The organism is Gelidibacter algens, from assembly GCF_001678675.1.
In the GTDB taxonomy this organism is placed as follows: Bacteria; Bacteroidota; Bacteroidia; order Flavobacteriales; family Flavobacteriaceae; genus Gelidibacter; species Gelidibacter algens.
Map to the genome: position 1 here is coordinate 1 of NZ_LZRN01000011.1, position 25157 is coordinate 25157.

Annotated in this window: 22 protein-coding genes; 5 read left to right on the forward strand and 17 right to left on the reverse strand. The window is 37.4% G+C overall.

Annotation, left to right across the window (positions count from 1 at the left end; all coding sequences use genetic code 11):
- The 10 genes from A9996_RS07090 to A9996_RS07135 all read right to left on the reverse strand — a co-directional run.
- On the reverse strand, nt 1-2221 hold a 2221-nt coding region (locus tag A9996_RS07090; protein WP_066432668.1), incomplete at its 3' end, for a DUF349 domain-containing protein.
- A 96-nt stretch (nt 2222-2317) separates the two neighbouring features.
- Nucleotides 2318-3076: a shikimate dehydrogenase family protein gene (locus A9996_RS07095; protein ID WP_245905284.1), complete on the reverse strand. Its 759-nt coding sequence runs from the start codon at nt 3074-3076 to the stop codon at nt 2318-2320.
- Nucleotides 3045-4064: a DUF368 domain-containing protein gene (locus A9996_RS07100; RefSeq protein ID WP_066432671.1), complete on the reverse strand. Its 1020-nt coding sequence runs from the start codon at nt 4062-4064 to the stop codon at nt 3045-3047. Before A9996_RS07100 ends, A9996_RS07095 begins: the two co-directional genes overlap by 32 nt.
- Nucleotides 4065-5075 (reverse strand): DUF368 domain-containing protein, encoded by a 1011-nt coding sequence (locus A9996_RS07105; RefSeq protein WP_066432673.1) that lies wholly within the window; start codon nt 5073-5075, stop codon nt 4065-4067.
- 39 nt (nt 5076-5114) lie between these two features.
- Nucleotides 5115-6527: a tetratricopeptide repeat protein gene (locus A9996_RS07110; protein WP_066432675.1), complete on the reverse strand. Its 1413-nt coding sequence runs from the start codon at nt 6525-6527 to the stop codon at nt 5115-5117.
- A gap of 162 nt (nt 6528-6689) precedes the next feature.
- Nucleotides 6690-7877 carry an aspartate aminotransferase family protein gene (locus A9996_RS07115; protein WP_066432677.1) on the reverse strand — a complete coding sequence of 396 codons (1188 nt, stop codon included), beginning with the start codon at nt 7875-7877 and terminating at the stop codon, nt 6690-6692.
- A gap of 1 nt (nt 7878) precedes the next feature.
- Entirely contained in the window at nt 7879-9666 is a 1788-nt protein-coding gene (locus tag A9996_RS07120; RefSeq protein WP_245905283.1) for an OstA-like protein, read from the reverse strand.
- A gap of 265 nt (nt 9667-9931) precedes the next feature.
- Nucleotides 9932-11203, reverse strand: coding sequence for an adenylosuccinate synthase (locus A9996_RS07125; RefSeq protein WP_066432679.1), 1272 nt, complete (start codon nt 11201-11203; stop codon nt 9932-9934).
- 2 nt (nt 11204-11205) lie between these two features.
- Nucleotides 11206-11664, reverse strand: coding sequence for a Fur family transcriptional regulator (locus tag A9996_RS07130; protein ID WP_066432681.1), 459 nt, complete (start codon nt 11662-11664; stop codon nt 11206-11208).
- A 26-nt stretch (nt 11665-11690) separates the two neighbouring features.
- Nucleotides 11691-13895 (reverse strand): RelA/SpoT family protein, encoded by a 2205-nt coding sequence (locus tag A9996_RS07135; RefSeq protein ID WP_066432683.1) that lies wholly within the window; start codon nt 13893-13895, stop codon nt 11691-11693.
- Between the two features lie 189 nt (nt 13896-14084).
- On the opposite strand from A9996_RS07135, the gene A9996_RS07140 reads away from it, so the two are divergent.
- From A9996_RS07140 to A9996_RS20490, 5 genes are all read left to right on the forward strand, one after another.
- Entirely contained in the window at nt 14085-15347 is a 1263-nt protein-coding gene (locus A9996_RS07140) for a putative DNA modification/repair radical SAM protein (RefSeq protein WP_066432684.1), read from the forward strand.
- On the forward strand, nt 15348-16127 hold the full coding sequence (locus A9996_RS07145) for a TIGR03915 family putative DNA repair protein (RefSeq protein ID WP_066432685.1): 780 nt from the start codon (nt 15348-15350) through the stop codon (nt 16125-16127). It begins immediately after the preceding gene.
- A 53-nt stretch (nt 16128-16180) separates the two neighbouring features.
- Nucleotides 16181-17131, forward strand: a complete 951-nt coding sequence (locus tag A9996_RS07150; RefSeq protein WP_066432689.1) for a lipid A deacylase LpxR family protein — start codon at nt 16181-16183, stop codon at nt 17129-17131.
- Nucleotides 17132-17196: 65 nt separating this feature from the next.
- Nucleotides 17197-17925, forward strand: a complete 729-nt coding sequence (locus tag A9996_RS07155) for a hypothetical protein (protein ID WP_248912325.1) — start codon at nt 17197-17199, stop codon at nt 17923-17925.
- Nucleotides 17906-18217 (forward strand): hypothetical protein, encoded by a 312-nt coding sequence (locus tag A9996_RS20490; protein ID WP_248912326.1) that lies wholly within the window; start codon nt 17906-17908, stop codon nt 18215-18217. The genes A9996_RS07155 and A9996_RS20490 overlap by 20 nt, the downstream gene beginning before the upstream one ends.
- Nucleotides 18218-18303: 86 nt before the next feature.
- On the opposite strand, the gene A9996_RS07160 is transcribed toward A9996_RS20490, so the two are convergent.
- The 7 genes from A9996_RS07160 to A9996_RS07190 form a co-directional block, all read right to left on the reverse strand.
- Nucleotides 18304-18894: a hypothetical protein gene (locus A9996_RS07160; RefSeq protein ID WP_066432691.1), complete on the reverse strand. Its 591-nt coding sequence runs from the start codon at nt 18892-18894 to the stop codon at nt 18304-18306.
- Between the two features lie 203 nt (nt 18895-19097).
- Nucleotides 19098-19721 (reverse strand): hypothetical protein, encoded by a 624-nt coding sequence (locus A9996_RS07165; RefSeq protein ID WP_066432693.1) that lies wholly within the window; start codon nt 19719-19721, stop codon nt 19098-19100.
- Between the two features lie 157 nt (nt 19722-19878).
- Nucleotides 19879-20553, reverse strand: coding sequence for a hypothetical protein (locus A9996_RS07170; RefSeq protein WP_066432695.1), 675 nt, complete (start codon nt 20551-20553; stop codon nt 19879-19881).
- 511 nt (nt 20554-21064) lie between these two features.
- Nucleotides 21065-21409, reverse strand: coding sequence for a PH domain-containing protein (locus A9996_RS07175; protein ID WP_083993882.1), 345 nt, complete (start codon nt 21407-21409; stop codon nt 21065-21067).
- 129 nt (nt 21410-21538) lie between these two features.
- The gene (locus A9996_RS07180) at nt 21539-22654 is read right to left on the reverse strand and encodes a glycosyltransferase family 4 protein (protein WP_066432699.1); all 1116 of its coding nucleotides are present in this window, start codon (nt 22652-22654) and stop codon (nt 21539-21541) included.
- Between the two features lie 320 nt (nt 22655-22974).
- Nucleotides 22975-24207: a M48 family metallopeptidase gene (locus A9996_RS07185; protein WP_066432700.1), complete on the reverse strand. Its 1233-nt coding sequence runs from the start codon at nt 24205-24207 to the stop codon at nt 22975-22977.
- Nucleotides 24208-24295: 88 nt separating this feature from the next.
- The gene (locus tag A9996_RS07190; RefSeq protein WP_066432701.1) at nt 24296-25093 is read right to left on the reverse strand and encodes a TrmH family RNA methyltransferase; all 798 of its coding nucleotides are present in this window, start codon (nt 25091-25093) and stop codon (nt 24296-24298) included.
- Nucleotides 25094-25157 lie beyond the last annotated feature (64 nt).

Here is a 25157-nt window from a genome sequence, read left to right on the forward strand (position 1 = left end):
CCTTCAGTTTCTTGAATTTCTCTTCCCACACCGCTAGGTTTTCCTTGTGATTTTCTATGTTGTTTAACACGTCTTTGACCAAAGGATTGGTTTTATCGATATTCGAGAAAAATTGAAGATTATTTTCAAGTTGGTTGATTTCTCCTCTTAGTTCATCAATTTTTTTACGGATAAAATGGTGTTCATTATCCAGAAGTCTCGTGTCGTCCGGTTGGGAGAGATGCTCCAATTTGTTTTCAAACTTGATCATTTCCACTTCAGACTTGTCCATTTTTAAATTATTGAACAAACTATCCACCATTTTATTGAATTTACCTTCAATGAAACGTTTGTTTTGTGGCACAGGTCCTAAGGCATTCCACTCTTCGGTCTTTTGTTTAATGGTTTCTAAATCCTGCTCCGCTACGCCACTTAATTTTAATTCCTTCAAATTATCAAGTAACTTTGCTTTCTTTTCAAACGCCTCTGTTTGACCTTTATCGGCAGCATTGCGTTCAGCATTGAGCTTATCAAAATAATGGTTGCAAGCCGCTTTGAAGCGCTTCCAAATCTTGTCGCTATCCTTTCTTGGGACGTGGCCAATGTTTTTCCATTCATTCTGAATGTTCTTCATCAATGGTGTGACCGTGTCAAAATCATCACTGTCCTTATTGTCTTCAGCTGTTTTGATCAGTTCCAATTTCTTTTGTAAGTTGGTATACTGGTCTTTTTTTAGGCCTTTATAAAACGTATTTTTCTTCTTGTTGAACGTCCTTACGGCGCCTTTAAATTTTGCCCATGTGGCTTCATTCACCTTGATTGGCACTTTTCCTGCATTGAAAAACTCAGTACGCAAGCCTTCAATAACTTTTATTTTATTTTGCCACCCTTGATGTGAACTCACCTCATCCTTGGCTATTTCCTCAATTTTAGCAATGATTGCTTCTTTTTTCTCAAGGTTGCCTTCATGCGCTTTATCCACATTGGCGTAATAGGCCTGTCGTTTATCGTGAATGGTTTTGGTAGCATTACTAAAACGTTCCCAAATGGCTTCTCTGTGCTCTTTGTCAACAGGACCTAAATCTTCTTTCCACATTTTATGGAGTACTTGAAGCTCTCTGAACGCTCTGTTTGAATTGTCATCTTTCGCCAATTCTTCAGCACGATCTATAATTTTGAGCTTCTGATCGAGATTGTGTTTAAAGTCCATGTCGCGCAAATCGCGATTGAGATGCAAAAAGTCATAGAAAATCTCCACATGGTGGTGGTAGGTGTTCCATGCGTTATTGTATTTGTCTCTAGGAATTGGGCCGGCAATACGCCATTCTTCCTGTAAATCCTTAAAATGTTTATAGGTGGTGTTGATATTTTCCTCAACATTGATGAGGCCTTTAATGTCCTCAATAATGCGTAATCTGTTTTCTAAATTAGATTTAAGATTGGTCTCTAAAGTCTTGTAGTAGGCAGTTAGATTATTTTTGTAATCCTTATATAATGCATTAAAACGTTTTTTTAGCGGACTGGAATAAAAGAAATCAATCTCACTGCCGCCTTCGCTTAAAAATTCTTCCTTCTTTTCTTCAAGTATTTCAGAAAACTTGGAGTTAAATTCCGTTTTGATCTCATCTATATGAGATTTTACGGTTTGTACTTTTTTATTTTTGAGTAAGTTTTCAAACTCATCTGCCAACTGCTCCATGGACATGGCATGATAATCTTTGTCTTCTAGGGTATGACGCTCAACATTGCTTTCGTCTTCGGCATCTTCAGCGTTGGACTCTTCAATTTCATCCACATGGGTATCTTTAGTCGTCTGCGCAGGTGTTTCTTCTAAAGGCGTTGTTGCTTCCTTCTCCGTTTCTGAAGCTGCATCTGCTTTCTCTTCCTCGTTTGGTGTTTCGGCAGTTATAGCTTCAGTGTTAGATTCTTCAATTTCATCCACATGCGTATCTTTCTTCTGCGCTGGTGTTTCTTCTGAAGTAGTTTCTGAAGTAGTTGTTGTTTCCGTCTCAGTTTCTGGAGTTGCATCTGCTTTCTCTCCCTCGTTTGAGGTTTCGGGAGTAACAGTTTCAGTGGTGCCATCATTATCTTCAACAGATACTAATGGTTCTTTTTTTTCAGTGGAAGCCCTATCTTCTTTTGGGGAGTTTTGGTCTTCAGTACCTGTTTTTTCAGTAGTGATAGCCTCGTGTTTTAAATTCTCATTTCCATCTGCATCATGCAGGTTATCTTTCTCTGACATTGTCGTAATGATTAAAGTTCTTGGTGTTGTAAAGAAGTAAATATACTAACAACCCCTTAGATAACAAAAGAGAAAGTTAGTTTTAGGCTAATTTGATTATTTGTTCCAAATTTCCCATGCCTTTTCTGCTTGGTATTCCAACATCTTAGAACCATTGCATAGTGTGGCACCCTTAATTTCACCACAAATCAAAAATTTTGTTTGGATGGGGTTATAAATCAAATCATAAAGAAGATGCTCCTTGGTGATCCCGTCATACGGAATATCAGGACATTCATTGACCTTAGGATGTGTGCCAATTGGAGTGCAGTTGATAATGATTTGGTGGTTTTTGATAATATCCTCAGTCAGGTCAGTATATAAAAAATTTGCGATAGGATTGGAACTTCTGGAGACATACTCAAAATTGATTTTTAGTTTGTTCAGGGCGTAAGCGATTGCTTTAGATGCGCCACCAGTGCCTAAAATCAGAGCATTCTTATGATGTGGTTTTAAAAACGGTTGGATGGATTTTTTAAACCCGTAATAATCGGTGTTAAAGCCTTTCGTTTTTCCGGAAGGATACCGTTTAATGGTGTTGACGGCTCCAATTTTTTCTGCCGTTTTATGAAGTTCATTTAGATAAGGAATGACCTGTTCTTTATAAGGAATGGTCACATTCAGTCCCAATATGTTTTTATCCTGTTCTAGAATTTTGGAGAATTTTGAAATGTCTTCAATATCAAAATTTTCGTATGTATAGTGCAGGTTTTCATTTTCAAACTTGGCCGTGAAATGGGCTTTTGAAAATGAATAGGCAATATTTTTACCGATGAGGCCAAATTTAGGCATCGACTTTTCTCGTTCTGTGTCCATACCATTCTAATGCTAAAACAATTGCAATTCCAACTACAATATACGCAATTGCCAAATAAGTCTCACTGTTTAAATCGGGAATAAATCGCTCGTAATTTGAGACTACTTTTTTACCTGCTGAGTCATAGATAAATGCGCCGTTATCAGTCAATCTGTATACGGTGTTTTTCCATGGCCAAACTACGCCCAAGGAGCCCACAATAAAGCCGATAATGGAGGCTGTGGTAATGCTTTTGTAATGCTTTAGGATATAACTCAAAATGTGCGAAAACGTGACCAGGCCTGTCACAGACCCGAGTGTAAAAACGATTAATACTTGTAATAGCGTAATGCGCTCAGAGTTGCGGAACACGCTAAAATCGCCCACGATAATCTCATAGAATGTATCTGAAAGCGCGTTGACGGAATCGACCAACAGAAGCACATAATTTCCCAAAAGGATCAATATAAAAGAGCCCGAAAAGCCTGGTAAGGTCATCCCTGAAACACTTATGATTCCGCAGAAAAACACAAAAAATAGATTGTCGTTTTCTTTGGCAGGATCTAAAAAACTAATACCAACGCCTAAAAGAATACCTATAGCGAGCGAGAGTATGGTTTTATAGTTCCAGTCGTTAAAATCTTTATTGATGTAGTAAATAGAACCGATGATCATTCCAAAAAAAAGACTCCATACATACAGTTCAGAATGGATAAGAAAATAATCGAGGATTTTGGAGATGCTGAAGTAGCTCACAATCATTCCAAGAAACAGCAGACTCAAAAAGCGTCCGTTGATGTAATTGAAAAAACTTTTGAATCTTCCGTTGAAAAATAGTTTAAAGGCCGTTTTATTTACTTTTTGAAGCGAATAAATAAACTCCTCGTAAAACCCAGCCACAAAGGCGACGACACCCCCAGATACCCCGGGCACTTTATTTGCAGCACCCATACCCAAGCCTTTAATGACCAGGAAAAGTCTATCTGTAAAGGTTCTGGTGCTTTGCATTTACCGAGTTTTGGAGCCTACTTTTTCGAGTATGAAGATAGTCAAAAATCCGACAACCATCACTCCGGTGGCCAGTGCTATTTGTGGGTCTAATGCGTGATTGATGTCTGAAAAGTGAGCAGGCCAGACGCTCTTTTCTGAGACCATTTTAAACGTCTCAAAATCATTGATTTGTTTCTGGTAGACTTCAATGGTACCTAAGTCTGTAATTTGTTCAATGGAAACCGTCTTTCCAGTCGATTTTTCTAAGACGGTCAAGGTTTCCTTCCAAGGCCAAATCTTGTTTAAGGACCCAAATATAAAGCCGGTCAATACTGCCAAGGTGGTGTTCTTATAGTTTTTGAATAACCATTTGAGAACCCTGCTAAAACTTAGAAGCCCGATCACAGCTCCAACAGTAAAAATGATAATCTTCTTGAGATCAAAATCATGTAGGGCATCACTGAGTGTCTTGTAGGCTCCCAAAATCACCAAAATAAATGACCCTGAAATACCGGGTAAAATCATGGCGCAAATAGCCAAAGCGCCCGCAAAGAACAAAAAGACAGCGCTGTCATTGTTGGCCATTGACGGCAGGGTGGTGATATAAAAGGCGGCAAGAGTACCCGAAATTATGGAAACAACGGTTCCCAAATGCCAATTTTCAATTTGTTTGCCTACAAAAAATATACTGGCAACAATGAGTCCAAAAAAGAAGGACCAAATTAAGACAGGATGGTGTTCAATCAAATATTTTGCAAGCCTCATAAAGGAGACAAAACTGATGATGATGCCAGTCAATAAAGCCACCAAAAAGTTGCCATTGAGCTGTGTCCAAAAAGCCGCAAAACCTTGTTTTCTGAGGGTTTTGAGCAAGCTCAAATTTACGCCGCTGATGGTGTTTATCAATTCTTCGTAAATACCCGAAATGAAAGCGATTGTACCGCCGGAAACCCCTGGAACAGCGTCTGCTGCTCCCATAGCAATTCCTTTAAGTGATATGAATAGGTAATCTGATAAGCGTCTTTGCATCTTTTATGTTACATGTAAGAGGCGTAAAGATATATAAATTTACTTGGAGGCTTTTTTGGAATTTGAAATAATATTTACCACCATTTGATGATCTGCAATTAAAGGAAATAGTTCCTGTAAAATAAAATGGAACTCTGAGTCAAGAAGCAATCCGTTTTTGAGATGGTAGTGTCCTTTTTCGTTTTCTAAAAGGGTATAATAGATGCCTGCCAAACGGTATTCAATCTCAGCGGTTTCTGGATAAAACTCAGCTGCCTGAATAAGATTAAATGCTGAAGCTTCATACTCGCCCAAACCAATAAGCGCGTCAGCTCTTGCAAGCCACGTTTCGAGTTCATAATTACCCAGGTCCAAGGTTTTTTTGTAGCCGCGTTCTGCTTCTTCAATAAAATTTAAGCGGTGATTAATTTGCGCATAAAGTTTCCAATACATCACATTATCGCCGTCGATATTTATCGCCTTGTTAATGTAATACAGCGCTTTGTGGTAATCTTTCTTTTTATTGTAAAAGCGGGTAATCGAGATCCATCCCTTGTCCAATAAAGGATCTTCATGGACCGTTTTAAAATAGTATTGGACGGCCAAATCATCAGACCCTAATTTTTCATAGCAATTTCCAATCCGCAATAAAGCGAAGGATGTTGGTTCATCTAAGGCCAAAGTGACGTTGTAGTTTTCTATAGCTTCATCATATTTTTTCATTTTCTCCAATACTTTTCCTTTTTCAAGATAAGCCCCTACAAAGGTGTCATCAGATATAATAGCAAACTCAAATGCAGCTAAAGCTTTTGGGTAATCTTTTAGGGTGAAGTATTGTTTACCCAATTGGTGCCATGCCACTTCACAATAAGGATTTTCATCCAAATAACGGTTTAGGAAGTCGATGGCTTCTTCATTAAGGTCTAAAAATTCAAAACAATAGATAATATTGTACAGCGCTGAATAATCTTCAAAATCCAACTCCAAACATTTGATAAAATACGTTTTGGCATTTTCAAACTGGTCCATAAACAGATACTCCATGCCAATCAATGCAAATAAATCGGCATCGTCTTCATCTGAATCAGTTAAATTCAGGGCAATTTTTAGCGTATCAATCGCCTTTTCATGTTCATCACGTTTTGATAAAATACTTGCTTTTTGAATATAGATTTCTTCATTGGAGGGCTCCAAAATATAAAGCTCATCTAAAAGTTTTTCTGCTTGTGGCAACTTGTCTTCCAAGATGTAAATTTCTACGTGAAAAAGTTTTAGAATTATAGATGATGGATGTTGTTCCAGTCCTAATTTGACAGCTTTCTTTGCGAGTGCAATTCTGCCATTTTCAAAATAGAATTGAATGATATTTTCAAATTCACTTGAATCAAAAAACAACACATTGTTTGTTTTCAGCATTGATTCGAACTTGGTTAGCGAATAATTATTGTCGTCGTCATGTTGACTGAACTCCATAAGCACTTTGTATTGTTCGTTGAATTAAATGTAACGTTATCATTAGTTAAATGTGATTTTTAAGCCGAATGTTTTCAACAAATTAATTAACAGAGAGGCCGTGAATCATTACCTATTTGGTCGGAAGTCTGTTCAGCAATGGCTTACAGAGGTAAAACAGGCCTAAAATTTTGATGAAATTTCGTCCAAAACTTCGATGATTATCTTACAACCCTTGATGATTTCGTCGTTTGTAATGGTTAAAGGTGGTGTTAACCGTACAGCTTTGGGCTCAAAAAGCAACCAAAAAAGAATCAAACCTTTGTTTTGTGCCTTTAAAATCAGTTGGTTCGTGATCTCTGCTGATGGTGTAAGGGCAGCCAGCATCAATCCGCGTCCCCTGATTTCTGTAATCAGTGGGTGGACCAAATGCGTTCTGAAAACTTGCTCCTTTTCGAGAGCTTCCGCCATCAAATTACTTTCTGTAATTTCTTTAACTGTTGCCAATGCGGCCGCGGCAATTACGGGGTGGCCACCAAATGTTGTAATATGTCCTAATTTAGGAAGATTTTGCAAAGTGTGCATCATGGATCTGGACGCTGTAAAAGCACCAATTGGCATCCCGCCTCCAAGTCCTTTTCCGGTAACTAAAATATCAGGAATACAGTTGTAATGCTCAAAACCAAATAATTTTCCCGTACGTCCTATCCCGGGTTGAATTTCGTCCAAAATTAATAGGGCGCCAACTTCATCACAACGGGTTCTCACTTTAGTCAAATAATTATTGCGAGGCTCTATGAAACCTGCACCACCTTGAATGGTTTCTAAAATGACTGCAGCCGTTTTGGGAGTGATCTGTTTTAAATCGTCTGTATTATTGAAGGTGATAAAATGGACATCCGGTATTAATGGCCTAAACGCTTGCTTGCGCTCTTCATAACCCATCACACTCATTGACCCCATAGTATTGCCGTGATAAGCGTGATGTGCAGAGATTATTTGACTTCGACCTGTTGCGCGTCGTGCCAATTTTAAAGCGCCTTCAATGGCTTCAGTTCCTGAATTGACAAGGTAGGTGCATTCCAAAGATTCCGGTAAGTGTTCCGCCAATAATTTAGCAAGTTCTACAGCGGGTTGTTGAATATATTCGCCATACACCATAACATGCATGTATTTGTCCAACTGATCTTTGATGGCGTTAACCACCTTAGGGTGACGATGCCCCAAACTGCAAGCTGAAACACCTGCAACAAAATCGAGATAGGCCTTATTATTGGTATCATAAACATAACATCCTTCAGCATGCGAAACTTCCATGGCCAAAGGATGGGGTGTGGTTTGGGCTTGGTACTGTAAAAATTCGCTCGTCATTTTAGTTGTCCTTTTTTGTCGGTTTTTGCAACGTATTTACTTTTGTTGAATCTGCTTTTTTAAGAGCTTCCTTTGGAATGGTACGGGATGCTTTTTGCTCGTCATCCTGTTTTGCATCTTTTGGTTTTGCGTCTTCCACACGTTTCAATAAGGCGTCATCAAAAAATTCTTCCTGCGGCACATACTCTCCTAAACCCTTAATTATAGGCAGTACTAAAGGCGGATCGTCCTTAAATAAATCCTCAACACTTTTGGGGCGTTCTTCTTCCCGCCAGTCAAAACCTCTTAATTTTCGGGCATTTTCAGGGAATTTGGATTCTGGATAAATATCGCCATCAACCTGATCAATCAAGGTGATAATTTTATAATCTTCTACAAATTTGAGATTTATTTTTCCAGATTTCGATTTGTTAATACCAATTAATTCCTGATTGTCATCTCTTGAATAGTTGATGACTTCAGCATTTTTAATGATGTCTACGTTATTCAGATCATTGTCTTTAAAAAGTCCGATGAGTCTAAGGCCTTTGATCTGATTAAAGCCATCACCAAGAGTGTCTTTACTGATTAGGAAAGCATTCTCAAACACCAAAAGTGAATCCAACTGCTCTGATTGAGGGTTTGAGATCAGGTGGATGGTATCTCCCGTCATTTGATTGTCAATGCTCCATAGCACCGGCCGGCGTTTTACAGTGAAGGCGTCAGTAGAAGAGAAGCGTTTCAAATTAATGAGCTGTGTGAGTCCAGATTTATGATCGGCATGGATGGAATCTGCTTTTCCGCTCAAATCGCTTTTGAATATTTTGGCATTATAATACGCTCTAGTGATGCGGTGCTCAGGCTTTCCTGTAACCATAAGGGTGTCACTGTGCATGTAAATGGAATCGTTTTCTTGAACAGTTATAGCAAGAGCGCGTTTGGTGATAAAAACAGAATCCTTTGCGCGCCATATTTCGGCATAATGGCCACGTGCAACACTATTATTAATGGTGTCTGTCACTTTAATATTGTTGGTTGCCGAAGCAAAACTGATTTTCCTATCAAAATACATGCTATCTCCTTCAAAAACACGATTCTCATAGTTGATTTTTGAGTTTTTGACAAAATACCCAGTATCAGTATTGGTATTGTAAAAGCCACGCTCGGCATAAATGGTATTGGATTCTCCCACAATAGTAGTAGGTCCGTAAAGGTAGGCGTATCCTGTTTCAGTGTAGAAATCGAGATGCACTGTTTTTAGAGTGTATTTCGGATTGACCAAAACCACATCTTGTACAAACTGGTATTTTTTGCTGGCCATATAATACCTACCAATTTGGCTGGTAATGGTTCCTGAAGTGTCTCTTACAACCTTTCCTTTACTTCTGTAATAGGCTTGCTGTTTAACACGGTCAAAATGAAGCGTATCAGTAGTCAAAACAGATTTTGGTTCTTTCAGCACCACGTCTCCACTTGCAAATGCCAATTGGGTCTTACCGCTATACTCGGCATATTTGGCAGTCATGGCAATGGTATCGCCCTGCGTCATGAGGACATTACTGTAGGCTTCAATAAAATCTTCCTTCTCGTAATAGATGGCCAGGTCGCACCACAGATTAATGCCTTCATGGGTAAAATGGACCTGTTGGGTATTGTCTCTTGTAAATACGGAAACCCCAGGGCCTCTTAAGCTGTCAGAATCGACAAAACCAGCATATTCCACGCGGATTTTCTTGAGCTTTTCCGTTTGTGCAGTTGCAGACAGACTGAAGCATAAAAACAAGACTGAAAAAAGGTATAAAGCTCTCAATATGTGACGAATGATTTTCAAAAGTAACTAAAGTAACTGGGTAATTGAGGTATTATTTGCCTTTAACATAAATTTACAACCAGTATCTACCTAATGATAAGGTCCTCAGGCACGAATCACCACTACCGAGAATGGCTTAAAAATCACCCTAATTGATATTTTATGGAATTACAACACCGCAGCTGATTGTCGGCCTTCACATTTCTCAAATTTTAAAGCATATGAATCCTTTTGCTTCTTGATACGTGAAATTAATAACTATAAATTATCTTATAATAGTCTGTTTTCTGTCCGGACCAACAGAAACAATCGTAATTGGTGTTTCAAGTTCTTTCTCCAAAAATTCAATATAGTCCATTAAAGCCTTCGGCATATTGGAAGCATCAGTCATTTCAGTCAAATCTTCATTCCATCCCTTAAAATCAGTATAGATGGGGGTGACGTTTTCTGCCTCAATATTATATGGGAAATGCTGAATTTCTTCGCCTTTATACTTATATGAGGTACATACTTTTAGGGTTTTAAATCCTGAAAGCACATCACCTTTCATCATGATCAATTTAGTGACGCCATTTACTTGACATGCGTAACGTAAGGCCACCAAATCTAACCAACCACAACGACGGGAACGTCCAGTAGTAGCGCCAAATTCATTGCCAACACGACCCATAGTTTCTCCAGCTTCATCAAACAATTCCGTAGGGAAAGGTCCTGAACCAACTCTTGTGGTATAGGCTTTAAAAATACCATAGACTTCGCCAATTTTATTTGGCGCAATACCTAGGCCGGTACAAGCTCCGGCAGCAGTAGTATTTGACGAGGTTACAAATGGATAGGTTCCAAAATCTATGTCCAACAATGAACCTTGTGCGCCTTCTGCCAAAATAGATTTGCCATCTTTTTGAGCTTGGTGTAAGTATTCTTCAGAATCAATAAATGTCAATGTTTTTAATACGTCAATCGATTTAAAAAACTCATTTTCAAGTTCTTGCAAATCATATTGGACATCAACATTGTAAAAGGCAATCATCGCTTCATGCTTATCGGCCAAAGCACGGTATTTATCTTTCCAGTCTGCTAATTCAATATCTCCAACTCTAATCCCATTTCTGCCAGTTTTGTCCATATATGTTGGACCAATACCTTTAAGGGTAGAGCCAATTTTAGCTTTTCCTTTAGAAGCTTCACTTGCAGCATCAAGCAAACGGTGGGTAGGTAAAATGATGTGGGCTTTACGGGAAATCAACAACGATTTTCTATAATCCACACCTTGTTCTTCAAGTTTGTCCAATTCTTTATTGAAAATAACAGGATCAATAACGACACCGTTACCTACTAAGTTGATTGTACCATCATGAAAGATTCCTGATGGAATGGTATGCAGCACGTGTTTTTTACCGTTGAAAACCAAAGTATGTCCAGCATTTGGACCACCTTGAAAGCGTGCAATAATATTATAATTTGAGGTCAATACATCGACAATTTTTCCTTTGCCTTCGTCGCCCCATTGTAATCCTAGTAGTAAATCTACTGCCATTATTAAGATTCTTTAGGTTCGTTTTTTGTTCCGTAAAAATAAAGTGAGTGGTTGGTAATAGAGATGTCAAATACCTCTTCAATCGTTTTTTTGATCGATTGGATTCTCGGATCGCAGAATTCGAAAACCTCACCAGTATCCGTTAAGATGACATGGTCGTGTTGTTTATCAAAATAGGATTTTTCATAGTGCGCCTGATTTTGCCCAAACTGATGTTTGCGTACCAAGGCACATTCCAATAACAATTCAATGGTATTGTAGAGAGTCGCGCGGCTCACCCGATAGTTTTTATTTTTCATTTTGATATAGAGAGATTCTATATCAAAATGTTCTTCACTATCATAAATTTCTTGAAGTATGGCATAGCGCTCAGGTGTTTTTCTATGCCCTCTGCTTTCCAAAAAAGTGGTGAACACGTTTTTAACTATTTCCTGATTGTTATGTTTTGTTTTTGAACTCATAATTTACGTTGGCAAATTTACACTTTTTAAACTCTTGTCACCTTATCAATCCCGTTAATTTTTTTTAGATTCTCCATCAGTTTTTTGAGCATTGTACTATTATTTACGATGACGTTAATTTTTCCGGAAAAGATGCCATCATCACTTTGAAAACTTATGCTTTTCATATTGACATGCATGTTGTCAGAAATGACTTTAGTGATGGTGTTTACCAAGCCCATATTATCAATTCCAGACAAGGTTATTTGCGCGGCAAATTCTTGCTGTGAAGAGTCAATCCATTTGGCCTGCATGATTCTATACGCATAGTTGGATTGAAGGCTCAAGGCATTGGGACAATTTTTTTTATGGACTTTTATACCTTCATTAATCGTCAAAAAGCCGAACACTTCATCCCCTGGGATTGGATTACAGCAGGCCGAAAGTTTATAATCCAGTTTTTCTTCCTCCTTTCCAAATACCAACATGTCATATTTAGCTGTAATTTCATCTTTATCAATATTCTGAACCACCGTTGGTTTGCGGATCTTACTTTTGATATAGCTCATAAATGCATTGCTGCGTGACGAAGCGAAATCTTTGAGCATGGGATTATTGATAGAACCAATGCCAACTCTATAAAAGAGGTCTAAACTTGTTTTGAGCTTAAAAAAGACAACCATTTCATTGATGGACTTTTCATCCAAAGCAATTTTGAGTTGTTTTAATTTCCGTCTTAAAATTTCCTTGCCATCTTCGGCAACGTCTTTCTTTTCATCTTTTAACGAGGATTTTATTTTGCTTCGCGCTCTTGCCGTAGTGGCATAATCCAGCCAATTTCTATTGGGTTTTATGTTTTCTGAGGTCAAAATTTCTACCTGATCGCCACTTAGCAGTTCATGACTTAAGGGTACCAGTTTTCCATTGACTTTTGCCCCTCTCGTTTTCATGCCAATTTCAGTATGGATGCTGAACGCAAAATCGAGGGGAGTGGCGCCTTTTGGTAAGGATTTTAAATCGCCTTTTGGTGAAAATACATAGATTTCCTTTGAATATAAATTGAGCTTAAATTGCTCCACAAAATCAACGGCGTTGGTCTCATTACTTTCCAAGGCTTCTTGGAGTTTATCTATCCAGGTATCCAGAGCGTCTTCAGCGTTTCCTTCTTTGTATTTATAGTGCGCAGCATAGCCTTTTTCGGCAATCTCATTCATGCGCTCACTTCTAATTTGGACTTCTACCCAGCGTCCTTTTGGGCCCATCACCGTGATATGTAAAGCTTCATATCCTGTTGATTTAGGTGAAGAAATCCAATCACGCAAGCGGATAGGGTTGGGGATAAAATGATCTGTTACAATAGAATAGATTTTCCAGGCGAGAAATTTTTCATTTGCAAAATCAGATTTGTAAATAATTCTTACGGCAAACTTATCATACACTTCATCAAAAGAAACCCCCTGTTTGAGCATCTTTCTTCGGATGGAATAAATAGATTTTGGACGTCCTTTAATATCATAGTTCAAACCTTCCTTATCCAAAGAATCCACAATTACTTTAGAAAATGCATTGATATAGGCGTCTTGCTCTTCTTTACTTTCCTTTATTTTATTGTTAATGTTATGATACACTTCAGGCTCTGTATATTTCAGGCCAAGATCTTCAAGTTCACTTTTTATGTTATAAAGTCCAATCCTGTGGGCCAATGGCGCATAGATATACAAGGTTTCAGATGCTATTTTTTCCTGCTTGTCAGTACGCATGGAATCCATGGTCTGCATGTTATGGAGCCGATCCGCAATTTTGATGATAATGACGCGCACATCATCATTGAGCGTTAAAAGCATTTTTCTGAAATTCTCAGCTTGTGTGGAGACGTCTGTCTCCTTGCTCAAAGACGATATTTTGGTCAATCCGTCCACAATTAAGGATACAGTTTTGCCAAAGGTATTTTCTATAAAGTTATGCGTATACTCAGGATTGTCTTCAACAACATCATGCAATAGGGCTGCAGCAATACATGTGGCGTCCAGCCCAATTTCCTGTGCTACAATTTTTGCCACCGCAATGGGGTGAAAGATATATGCTTCTCCTGATTTGCGGCGCTGATTTTTATGGGCATCAACAGCAACGTCAAAAGCTTTTCTTATCAGTTTTTTATCAGTAACGGTAAGCGTTTGGTAACTTACTTTAAGCAGCTCTTTGTAGGCCTTTGCAATGGCAGCATTTTCCTTTTCTATATCAACTTCTGTCATAAATTAAATGTAAGACAAAGAATGGAAATGGACAATGTTTTTTGTAGAATTTGACTACACCGCTATAAGATTTTGAGAATGATCATCATACAAAGTTTCTAAGTCAAACTTTCGCTCTATATAGTCAATTGTTAAGCAAAAAGAATCTTAGTTTTGACCCAAATTTCTAATAGTCCCAAATCAATCTTTATGTCTTTTGAACGTATACAGGAAAAATTGAAGATCCTTGCTGATGCTGCAAAATATGATGTTTCCTGCGCCTCAAGTGGCAGTAAACGCAGCAATATCAATAAGGGTCTTGGTGATGCTACTGGTATGGGCATTTGCCATTCTTACACTGAAGATGGGCGTTGTGTGTCTTTACTTAAAATTTTATTGACCAACTATTGTATTTTCGACTGTGCCTATTGTGTGACACGCAAAAGCAATGACATTAAACGCGCAGCATTTCAGGTGCAGGAAGTAGTGGATTTGACCATAAATTTTTACCGTCGCAATTATATTGAAGGCTTATTCTTAAGTTCTGGAATATTTAAAAGTGCCGATTATACCATGGAGCGTTTAGTAGCGGTGGCCAAAAAACTGCGTCTCGAAGAAAATTTCAATGGCTATATCCATTTAAAATCCATCCCTGGAGCATCAGATGAGTTGATGAAGGAGGCCGGATTGTATGCCGATAGATTGAGTGTCAATATTGAAATCCCCACTAAGGAGGGTTTGAAATTATTAGCACCAGAAAAAAATCGTGAAGATTTTATAAAACCAATGCTTAAAGTCAAGAATGAAATTATACAATACCAATCTGAGAAGAAAATTATCAAAAGCACTCCCACGTTTGCTCCTGCAGGTCAAAGCACGCAAATGATCATTGGCGCCAGTGGTGAAAGTGATCAGCAAATAATGTGGACCTCCAATTATTTCTATAAGAAGTTCAACTTAAAACGGGTATACTATTCGGGGTACATTCCTATAAGTCATGATCCTCGCTTACCTCAAATTGGCACAGATGTGCCCATGTTGCGTGAAAATAGATTGTATCAAACGGATTGGTTAATGCGTTTTTATGGCTTTGAAGTTCATGAGATTTTAAATAATGAACATCAAAATCTCGACTTGGATGTCGATCCAAAATTAGGATGGGCCTTAAGAAATATGGCACATTTTCCTGTTGATGTCAATAAAGCAGACAAATTTATGTTGGCACGTATCCCAGGATTGGGGATGAAGTCAGTGCATAAAATACTTCAAGCGAGACAATTCAGGAACTTAAATTGGGACCATCTTAAACTTATGGGGGTCGCATTGAACAGGGCTAAATATTTTCTGGTTTGTGATTCGAGAGACTTTGAAAGGCGAGATTTAACAGGGCCTCAATTGAAATCGATCATCTTACAAAATACGACCAGTAAATATCAAAATATCTTGAGTCCGCAATTGAATTTATTTGGATAGATGCTAAATTCAGAGGAATATACTCTTAGTTACGATGGCACTTTTGATGGGTTCCTAACCTGTGTATTCCATAGTTACGAACAGAAAATGTCAAACGTCACGTTTCAAAGAAATCAGCATGTTCAGCAATCACTCTTTGGGAGTACAATTGAAATTATTACGGATTTAGAAAAAGCCGATCGGGTTTGGAAAGGCATCAAAAGCAAAACTAGTGCAAGAGGAAGTTTAAGGGTATATACTGCATTTTTAAGTGAGCAAGCACAAATTGAAGCGCTTTTGCTAAACTATATCCAACAAGCTTTTATTAGTGTATTACCTATGGATTTTGATTTTGCCAATGAGACGGTTTTGAAAGTGTCTCAGATTGCCAAAAGTGTGGGACGGGAAAAGCACAGAATGGAAGCTTTTGTCCGTTTTAAATTGACCACAGACGGCATTTACTTCGCAAATATAGAACCTGATTTTGATGTTCTGCCACTCATTTCTAAACATTTCAAAAGCCGATATGCGGATCAAAAATGGATTATTTATGATCTTAAGCGTAATTATGGATTGTATTATGATTTGAAAAGGGTAGAGATGATGCAGTTGGCATTGCCAGACGATTATGATCCAACAAAAACCAAAACCGACTTTTTTACTAATTCTGAGATTGAATTTCAAACTTTATGGCAAGACTATTTTGAGAGTACCAATATCGCCTCGAGAAAAAACATGAAACTACACGTGCAGCATGTTCCGAAACGGTATTGGAAGTATTTGAGTGAAAAATTGCGCTAAGTTTTTCCTTCAGTTACTCAAAACCGAACATCTCCTTTTGTCGTAGATAGACTGTGAGAAAAATTCTTCTTTTAGTCGTCTTATTTCCATCTGTTCTATTTTCCCAAAAATTGGATCATACAGCGTCCTATAGAGACATTCCATCTGAACGCTATTTCCGTTTCAACTACGATAATGATTATTTTGATGCTACAGACAGAAACTATACCCAAGGTTATAGCTTTGAGCTGGTGTTGCCTGTTTTGGAAAAGAATCCCATCAACAGGTTGTTAATAGCTCCAAAGGAAAATTCAAAGCGTTATGGGGTGGCCGTTGAACATATTGGGTATACGCCGCATTATTATGAACGTCCAGAAATACAGGACGGCGACCGGCCTTTTGCTGCGGCAATCATGCTGAAAAGTTTTGTGATAACAACCAATTCCTCAAAAAAATCAAGACTAAGCTCCTCATTAAGTTTGGGACTCATTGGCCCTGGAGCTTTTGGCAAAGAGATGCAAGTGGGCATCCATAAAGCTACAGGAAATGATATTCCATTGGGCTGGAAGCACCAAATAAAGAATGATGTGGTCGTAAACTACAATGTGCATTATGAAAAACAAGTGTTGAGATATGAAAATATATGGTCTGTGCAAGCCGACGCGTCTGCAAATTTGGGCACTTTATTTACAAATGCCTCCATTGGGGTTAATAGTTCTTTCGGGATATTGAATCAGCCTTTTTCTGCCAACACCGAAAGAAAATTTAAATTATATGCCTATATACATCCTGCTGTTTCTGTGATCGGTTATGATGCCACCTTGCAGGGTGGTGTGCTCAATAAAGAAAGTCCTTATATTATCGATAGCAGTGCGGTGGAACGTTTAACGGCGCAATTTAATTACGGACTTGTGCTCCAAACCCGAACGCTTTACTTTGAATATGCTCGCTCACTTATTACCCGAGAATTTGAGACAGGTACGCCAGCAGGTTGGGGCGGGATTAAGATTGGATTTACGTTTTAGGATTTCCATTTTATCCTATTTCTGAAGTAACTTCTCTTGACATTATTAAAAGTAAGCAATAGTTTATGGCTAACTTTGCAGGATATAAAAACTTTATTTTCTTACTATTTATGTCCCAAATGCTATTTAACCCTTTCAAGGATTTGATTTTTGACCCACATTTCTGCTTTCTTTCAGGAACTTTGACCAATGACACCATGACCGTTTTTCCTGAGTGGTTAATGGATCATTTCAAATTTGGTGATGAAAGAATCGAGATGATGGATAAGGCAAAGACCTATACCTATGAAGATCTCAGACTGCCATGTTCTCCTGTAGTGAAAAAAGCGTTTGAAATATTGGACGTAAAAATTCAGGAGGCTTATAAAACCGGTTTTGAAGGTATGGCCGCTCTTGATGATGTGTTGTTATTTCAATGGACGGGCAGGATGGTCTACGGATTACTCTACTACGAAATGGTTTATGAAAGAGACCGACTCCTAAAAAAAGGGGAAGACTTTGAACTATCAGCAGCTCTTAGGGAGCGCTTTGGCAACTTCCACCTCATGCTGCAATCTGTAATAGAACCTATCTCGTTTATTGGGAAAAAACCATGGAGTATTGTTGTCTTTCCGCTAAAATACTCAGCCGATATTTTTAGCTATCGTGATGATGCTGTCAACTTAATGTTTTCGTTTGGCGTTAACGGATTTGGTTTTATTGCGTGTTTGCAAGATAATGGCGTTATTATGGAGAAGCAAAAAGAAATCCTCCAAAAAATACGAAGGTCACGTTTTGCATCCCTTACAGTTTGAGGAGCTATTCGCGAGGTTTCATTATTCAGATTATATAGTACAGCACCAACCTAAATACGAAGTTGTATACCAAAATAATAATACGACCATCGAAGTCAAAACAGATGTTAAACCGCCACTTTTCGGGTTTTGGAATGAGGATATTTTTGCTCAATTGCTCGCCAATTATTGGCAAGTTTACGGTATTACTAAAGAGCATATTTTGCAACCTCAAAGGCCATTACTAAGTTTTCTTGAAAACCCTTATACCAAAGATTTTGTTGATCCGGAATCCATCAGCCTGCCGTTTTAAACGGATGTTGGGGCAAATTATCGGTAAATGTAAATCGTCGTAAATAAAAAAATTGGTAAGAAACCCTTAATCGGTTTTTAAAATCATTAGTTATCTGTTGCAGGTGTGATCATAATGTGTGAACGATGGGTGTTGGCATCCATTAACCATGGCATTCCCGGTGCTCCTGGCTTGGTAGGCAAACCCGTTTCAGCACCAGTCATATAAGGTTTGTACAACACATATCTGATTTTACTATTTTTCAATACGCCACTTTCAATATCGTGATCTTCTTTTTTTGCAGTCACCATATAAGCAGCAGCGGGCTCTTTTGGCATCATTAACGTTCCTGCGTCGATTTCCTGTTTGCGGGTGTCCCGTTTTTCAACTTCAGTTTGTCCTTCAGCAATCAGTTCACGACCTCTCGCCATGTAAGCTTCCAATTTATCACTATAGCAAGACACACTGATGCCTTCTCTATTTGGATCGGAGGCCAAACAGATCATGCCGTTGTGGCCCTCACGTAGGGTGACGAGTTCTCCTTTTTGGTTGTAGCCCAAAACTTTAGCACCTTCTTGGTGCATTTCAGGACACGCATAAAGCGCCGTTTTGATTTGACTTTCGGCAGACGGGATCTTAGATTGACCAATAACCGATGAGAAACAAATCATCATTGATAAAAGAAATAAATTTTTCATATTTGAGTTTTTTGAATGGACTGGTTAAGTTACGAAATTTATGCGATACGATTGGTCTTGAAATTTGTTTCTTATTTATGAGGTGAATCATGTATACGAAGGTTTGTAAAGAATGAGTTTTTTTGGATTTGAAGGAATAAAAAAATCTCAGATCAATAAATAACCTGAGATTCTGAAACTTAAACAGTTTATGACATATTGATCTATTCAGTCAATTTAATTTTTTCTTTATTCTCAAATCGAAAGTCGTGTAGAACTTTTAAATCAATCTTAATTTTTTCTTTCCATTCTGCAACTTGTTGTTTGTTTCGCCCTGTATCTGTATCTCTCATTAAAGTCAGCCTCATTTCAGAGAGTTCAGACATGATTTCATTATTAATTTTATTGATGATATCAAATCCTTTGGTCAACTGACTCTTGTTTTTCAATACTCTTTTTCTGAAATTACGAGCTTGAATTTCAGCCAGATCAAATTGCATTTGTTGGAAGTCGAGTTGTTCTTGAATGTTTTCAACTCTGGAAGTGTCAATATAAGAGGCATTTCCTAAAAAAATATTCCCTACTTTTTGGTTCATATTCTTCTTCATGAAATCGAATCCTCCAATAGCGTGAGTAATCATAAACTGGCTGAAGGCAACCTCGTTATTCGCTTCACTCACTTTGATCTTGAAATCATCCAAGCTAAGCCTTGTTTCTGAGCTCCATCTCTTTTGACCATCTTGCAATTCTTGACCGAAACTCAAATTTAAGCTTGTGATAGCTAATATAATGCCTAAAAAAACACGCTTTAAAAAGCTACTATCAACTTCTAAGGAATCTAATTTCATAAAAAAAATGATTATCGTTTGAGTGACTAATTTAGAGAATTAGAATGGCTATACAATTTGATCTATAATTCTCATTAAATGCGGGTTTAGTAGAGGTTCTGCAGGAAAAAAAAATATATTTGATGATCGTTGATAAAACACATTAACTGTGACAAATTTATTTTTTATCATAAAAATAACCATTAAAAAGTAATGTCAGCTGTCTTTCAATGAATTCTGGATCGGTTGGTTCTTTTTCCTTATTCGGCATTAATTTCTTGTAAAAAACAATTTCATTTTTTTCTGAGTCAAAGATGAAAGCATGTAATGTTAAATTCGATTTGATTGGAGAGGGCACAACCATTCCTAAAGTTAAAATTCCAACAGCAAGGCCCTTTGCCACTTGCCCACCATAATTTCCTTTTCTTCGTCCAAAACCGGTTGCAACAGTTGAAAGCGCAAAGCGCTGGTTGTTGGTTTCCATAAGGGAGTCAATAGCTGGTGTTAGCGGAATGTCTTTCAAGTTTCTCTGCTGGCCAATCAGTTGGGCCAAATAACCCATTTCATTTTCAACTCTTGTTTTGAGCGCATTATTTTCAATGACAATTTTTTTGGTCAATGGTAAACTGGATTTGTTTTCGGTTATTAAAGAATCCAATTTTGCTCTCGTGATACCCGACAGAGAGTCACTGAAAGTCGGCTTATTTCCTTTTTCAATGTATTGGATGTATGCGGAGGGTTCAAAGTAACCAAGTTTTGAAATCTCACTAGCAGTAACTGAGTTTGTTAAGAATTTATTTGTGCCGCATGATGTCAAGATCAATGCTGATGCAAAAATCAGGAGTTTTTTCATGTATAAGTTAATTAAATAGTTATTGGCAAGCCATTATTAAGAGCCAAAGTAATTAATTTACCAACACATGTATAAAATTATTTAGTGTATTATTTTGAAATTAAGACGGTCACGAAAAATTTGTAACAAGTAGTTTTTTAAAAATTCCTACAGTCGCAAAAATATTGAACTTGCCTAGACGAGAAAATAATTTAAACTCTGGTCTGCTTAGTTCTTAACCCGTAATAACTTATTAAGTTCAACAAGAAACCTATTGTAAACAAGCCTCCTGAAATTAAACTAAGTCTTCCCGATTCTGGATATTTAATTATTAAAAACATTGAAATAGCGAAAGCTATTAGACTTAGTGGGTAGATTACTTTTTGCATGTCTTTGAGGATTATTAGTGTTAGAAGTTCAATTTACGATTTTTAAGTTAATCTTTTTTAAAATTATTTTATTCAAATACAAATCTAAAAGAGAAGAGAATATAGATCGTTTATTTTGTATGAAGTACTTGAGGTTCTTTTTGTTACTCATCTGAAACTGTTAGATATGATCCTGATATTCTAATGTCTGGGTTCAATTTTAATACATCTGAAATCATTTCTTTATTATTTTCAGCCGCAATATATACTTCGTCATGAGCATTAAACTTAATTATTAATCCAATTTTAGATAGTGCTGTTATAATTCCGATGCGCAAAGTTTTTCCTTGAATTATTTCTACTATGGCAGAAGTATCAATTTCACCTCTTAAAAAACCAGTGCGATAGATTAATTTGTTGTTTTTGATGGTATACGGAGTGATGAAATAAATCCAAAACGCTAAAATTATTGGGATCAACAGTGGTAAAAGGATAAGAGGTTTTTCCATGAAGGTATTCTTGTCGAGAAAGAAGATAGCTGTAGGTAGAACTAAGGCACCAATCAAGAGATAATTGATGAATCCTTTCCTTTTTTTGGTTTGTAAGTTTTCTTAACAAACACTCTCTAAAAACAAAAATTAAATCGTCTTATCATAAAGTACTAACATATTATCGATCATGGTATTCTCAGAAAAATTATTCACGGCATGTTTGTAAGCGTTTTCACCTAAATCAATTAATGATTTCGGATCTAAGACGATTTTCTCAATGATTTGTGCCAATTGTAAATGATCTTCAGATTCAAAGAGATAGCCATTGATGCCTTCAAGAATTTGATCGGTGGCACCCTGAATATTTGATCTCACCACTGGTTTTTTCATCATCATAGCTTCTAATGGAACCAACGGAAAACCTTCTTGCCTAGAAGGTAGTATTAAAACATCCATCATATGATATATATCTGTGGGATCTCTGAAAGGAATTAACGTAACCATATCACAAACATGATTGTCTTTTATCAATTGATGTAACCAATCTATTTCTCCATTACCTAGGGCAACAAAGTGAATTTTTAAATGTTTACAATGACTGAACGCTTTAATGATAATATCAACACCTTTTCGATGGCTAATGGTACCAACAAATCCAAAAAGAACAGTGTCCTGGGGTATGCCGTAAGACTCCCGTAAACTAAAATTAGCATTATTTTCTAGAGTGATATGATGGTCCCTTACGCCATTGAAAATAAGTTTAACTTGGTCCTTGTCGTATTTATAGGATGTGATTAAATGCTTCTCCAATTCTCTGCTAATAGCAATAACATAATCCGCCTTTCTGTTCAACAGATGCCTAGGAATTTCCGTAATGTGGTGTGTTACAATAAATTTTTTGCCAGTTAATTTTTTATACATTGCAGCTAAGTAAGTTGTCACGGGATAATGGGCGTGAACTACATCAGGCTTGATTTTAAATAAATGAAATAACGTCACAGGTGTGGCAAAAATATAGGACGCTAGTTGTTGAGATCTTGAAAATAAATTTATTTTTTTGAATAGTGGAAATGGAAGTTTTACAAATTGTACGCCATCTCGTTCAGCTTTTTCATATAAATTAACAGCACTCGAATCATCCCCTGGACCTCTTGATAAAATATAGACCTTGTGACCTCTTTCAATAAGATTTTTAGCTGCGGAATACATGTGTGTTGTAGAACCTTCTGCGGGTAGATATCTAGCTAAGAAAACAATTTTCATGGATGAATTATGGGTATTGTTTGAAAGAGGACTTAACTCCTTTAAAAAGCCTGTTTATTCTATTGTCTACAACTAGTTTTGTCATTCCAAAATGGTCTACATCTTTTTGTTTAGAACTCATAATAACTTGATAAGCAGTTATTTATGTGTGATTTTATTTTCCTTTTAAAGATAATACTTTTATTAACATTGCCAAAAAAAAAGGCTTTTGAGTTTTGGCATGTGTTCAGCGAATTGGATTGCTTTTCAGGTTTATATCATCTAATATACAGTAATATATTGAGTTATAATGAGGTAAATAATAAAAGACGTATTTCTTGTTACTTCCTTAAATTCCTAATCCGCTCCAATAGCGTTGGGTGCGAATAATGAACCCAAACATAAGCAGGATGTGGGGTCAAGTTGCTCAAACTATTCTTGGAGAGCTTTTTTAAGGAGCTTACCAAAGGTTCAGAATTATAGGTGTTTTTGGCATAATCATCGGCCTGATATTCAAACTTGCGCGAATAGTGATTCATGACAAAACCCGTAAGTTCTGAAATTGGCGAGTAGAGCAATCCAAATGCAATCAGGCCTACATGAAAACTGGCGATTTCTACGCCAAGCGCATGAGACAATAACGGATTTGAAATAAAAATGGATAAAATAAACAAGGTCAACCCTGTGAGCAACAACGACGCTATCAGATTGAAGATAATGTGTTTCTTTTTGTAGTGCCCAACTTCATGTGCTAAAACAGCAACAATTTCATCATCTTCCAAATCATTGACCAAAGTATCATAAAGAGTGACACGCTTTTCGCTTCCAAATCCAGAAAAATAAGCATTGGCCTTAGTGCTGCGTTTTGAGCCGTCTATTACAAAGATCTTATCGAGATTGAACCCAACAGAATTAGCATACCCTGAGATTTTATCTCTCAATTCACCTTCTTCCAAAGGGGTTTGTTTATTAAATAGTGGGACAATGAGCCGCGCATAAAACATATTGGTAAAAATACTGAACACTGCTACAAGCGCCCAGGCATACAACCAAAAGTAAGTGCCTGTCACGTCATAAAACCAAATAATCAGCGCCAAAATTCCGCCGCCAACAATGGCCATCATGAGCAATCCTTTGAGTTTGTCAAAAATAAAAGTGGCTTTCGTGGTTTTGTTAAACCCAAAGCGTTCCTCAATGACAAAGGTTTGATAATAGGAAAAAGGCGTGTTGAGGATGTCACTGCCCAACATGATAATCCCAAAAAAGATCAGCGCAATAACGATGGTATTGTCACTATAACTTCTGGCGATTGTATCAACAAACTCAAAACCATCCAAGCCTAAAAACGTCAAGGTTAAAACTATTGAAAATGTAGAGGTAATCAAACCAAACTTATAATTGGTGGCTTTATAACGCTGAGATTTTTGATAGTCTTCTTGATCATAAACATCACTCAACTCCTCAGGAATTGGGTCATTGTAATGTTTTGCGTTTAAGGCATCCAAAATTTTATCAACGACAAAGTCAATGATAATAATGGCGATGATGATATAGAATAGGGTAGTGGAGGTCATGTATTTTAGTCTTCAGTATGTAGTCAACAGTCTGCATTCCAGTTGTTAGTAGATCAAATTTGCGCCTTTGCGCCTTTGCGAGAGATTATTATTTAAAATTTCTCTGTCTGCGAGCTTCAAAAATAAGGATTCCGGCCGCAACAGATACATTCATACTGTCAATTTCTCCTTGCATAGGGATGATAATATTTTGGGTAGATTGCTGCAGCCATGCGTCACTCAAACCACTGGCTTCGGTGCCCATCACAATGGCGGAGGCTTTGGTGAAATCTTGGGTGGTATAGACTTCTGAAGCCTGCAAAGCCGCACAATAAATAGCAATACCGTGTCCTTTTAAAAATGAAATGATATCAGAAGTAGATCCAGTAGCAATCTGATTGGTAAAAAGGCATCCCACACTACTTCTTATGATATTGGGATTGTACAAGTCTGTTTTTGGGTTGGCAATAATGACTGCATCTACATTTGCCGCATCTGCAGTTCTCAAAATAGCACCGATATTCCCTGGTTTTTCAGGAGCTTCGGCCACGAGAATCAAAGGAAACTCAGACTTGAATTTTATGTTATTCAAGTCATGCGATTTTATTTTGGCTACAGCAATAACACCCTCGGTCGTATCTCGATGTGCCAATTTTTGGTAGACTTCTTTCGAAATTTCTATGATAGTAGGATGCTGGGTTGTTAAGTTGTTTAGTTGTGCTTCTGAACACAATTCAGGAACATACAAAAGGGTCTCCAGATGATAATTGCCTTTTATGGCCAAGCCTATTTCGCGTGCACCTTCAATTAAAAACAACCCCGATTTTTTGCGTTCCCTGGATTTTTCCTTGAGCTGAAAAAGCTCTTTGATATAAGCGTTTTGAACGCTAGTTATTTCTTTATTCACAGATTAGTGGTATTTTGCTGCCACAAATTTACTGAATAAGAGCTGAGAATTGCGGAATTAGCTA

Bases quoted from the DNA above. Each gene is read 5' to 3' on its own strand.
- A9996_RS07095 (WP_245905284.1), bottom strand. From the start codon at position 3,076: ATGGACACAGAACGAGAAAAGTCGATGCCTAAATTTGGCCTCATCGGT.
- A9996_RS07100 (WP_066432671.1), bottom strand. From the start codon at position 4,064: ATGCAAAGCACCAGAACCTTTACAGATAGACTTTTCCTGGTCATTAAA.
- A9996_RS07105 (WP_066432673.1), bottom strand. From the start codon at position 5,075: ATGCAAAGACGCTTATCAGATTACCTATTCATATCACTTAAAGGAATT.
- A9996_RS07110 (WP_066432675.1), bottom strand. From the start codon at position 6,527: ATGGAGTTCAGTCAACATGACGACGACAATAATTATTCGCTAACCAAG.
- A9996_RS07115 (WP_066432677.1), bottom strand. From the start codon at position 7,877: ATGACGAGCGAATTTTTACAGTACCAAGCCCAAACCACACCCCATCCT.
- A9996_RS07125 (WP_066432679.1), bottom strand. From the start codon at position 11,203: ATGGCAGTAGATTTACTACTAGGATTACAATGGGGCGACGAAGGCAAA.
- A9996_RS07130 (WP_066432681.1), bottom strand. From the start codon at position 11,664: ATGAGTTCAAAAACAAAACATAACAATCAGGAAATAGTTAAAAACGTG.
- A9996_RS07135 (WP_066432683.1), bottom strand. From the start codon at position 13,895: ATGACAGAAGTTGATATAGAAAAGGAAAATGCTGCCATTGCAAAGGCC.
- A9996_RS07140 (WP_066432684.1), top strand. From the start codon at position 14,085: ATGTCTTTTGAACGTATACAGGAAAAATTGAAGATCCTTGCTGATGCT.
- A9996_RS07145 (WP_066432685.1), top strand. From the start codon at position 15,348: ATGCTAAATTCAGAGGAATATACTCTTAGTTACGATGGCACTTTTGAT.
- A9996_RS07155 (WP_248912325.1), top strand. From the start codon at position 17,197: ATGGCTAACTTTGCAGGATATAAAAACTTTATTTTCTTACTATTTATG.
- A9996_RS07160 (WP_066432691.1), bottom strand. From the start codon at position 18,894: ATGAAAAATTTATTTCTTTTATCAATGATGATTTGTTTCTCATCGGTT.
- A9996_RS07165 (WP_066432693.1), bottom strand. From the start codon at position 19,721: ATGAAATTAGATTCCTTAGAAGTTGATAGTAGCTTTTTAAAGCGTGTT.
- A9996_RS07170 (WP_066432695.1), bottom strand. From the start codon at position 20,553: ATGAAAAAACTCCTGATTTTTGCATCAGCATTGATCTTGACATCATGC.
- A9996_RS07175 (WP_083993882.1), bottom strand. From the start codon at position 21,409: ATGGAAAAACCTCTTATCCTTTTACCACTGTTGATCCCAATAATTTTA.
- A9996_RS07180 (WP_066432699.1), bottom strand. From the start codon at position 22,654: ATGAAAATTGTTTTCTTAGCTAGATATCTACCCGCAGAAGGTTCTACA.
- A9996_RS07185 (WP_066432700.1), bottom strand. From the start codon at position 24,207: ATGACCTCCACTACCCTATTCTATATCATCATCGCCATTATTATCATT.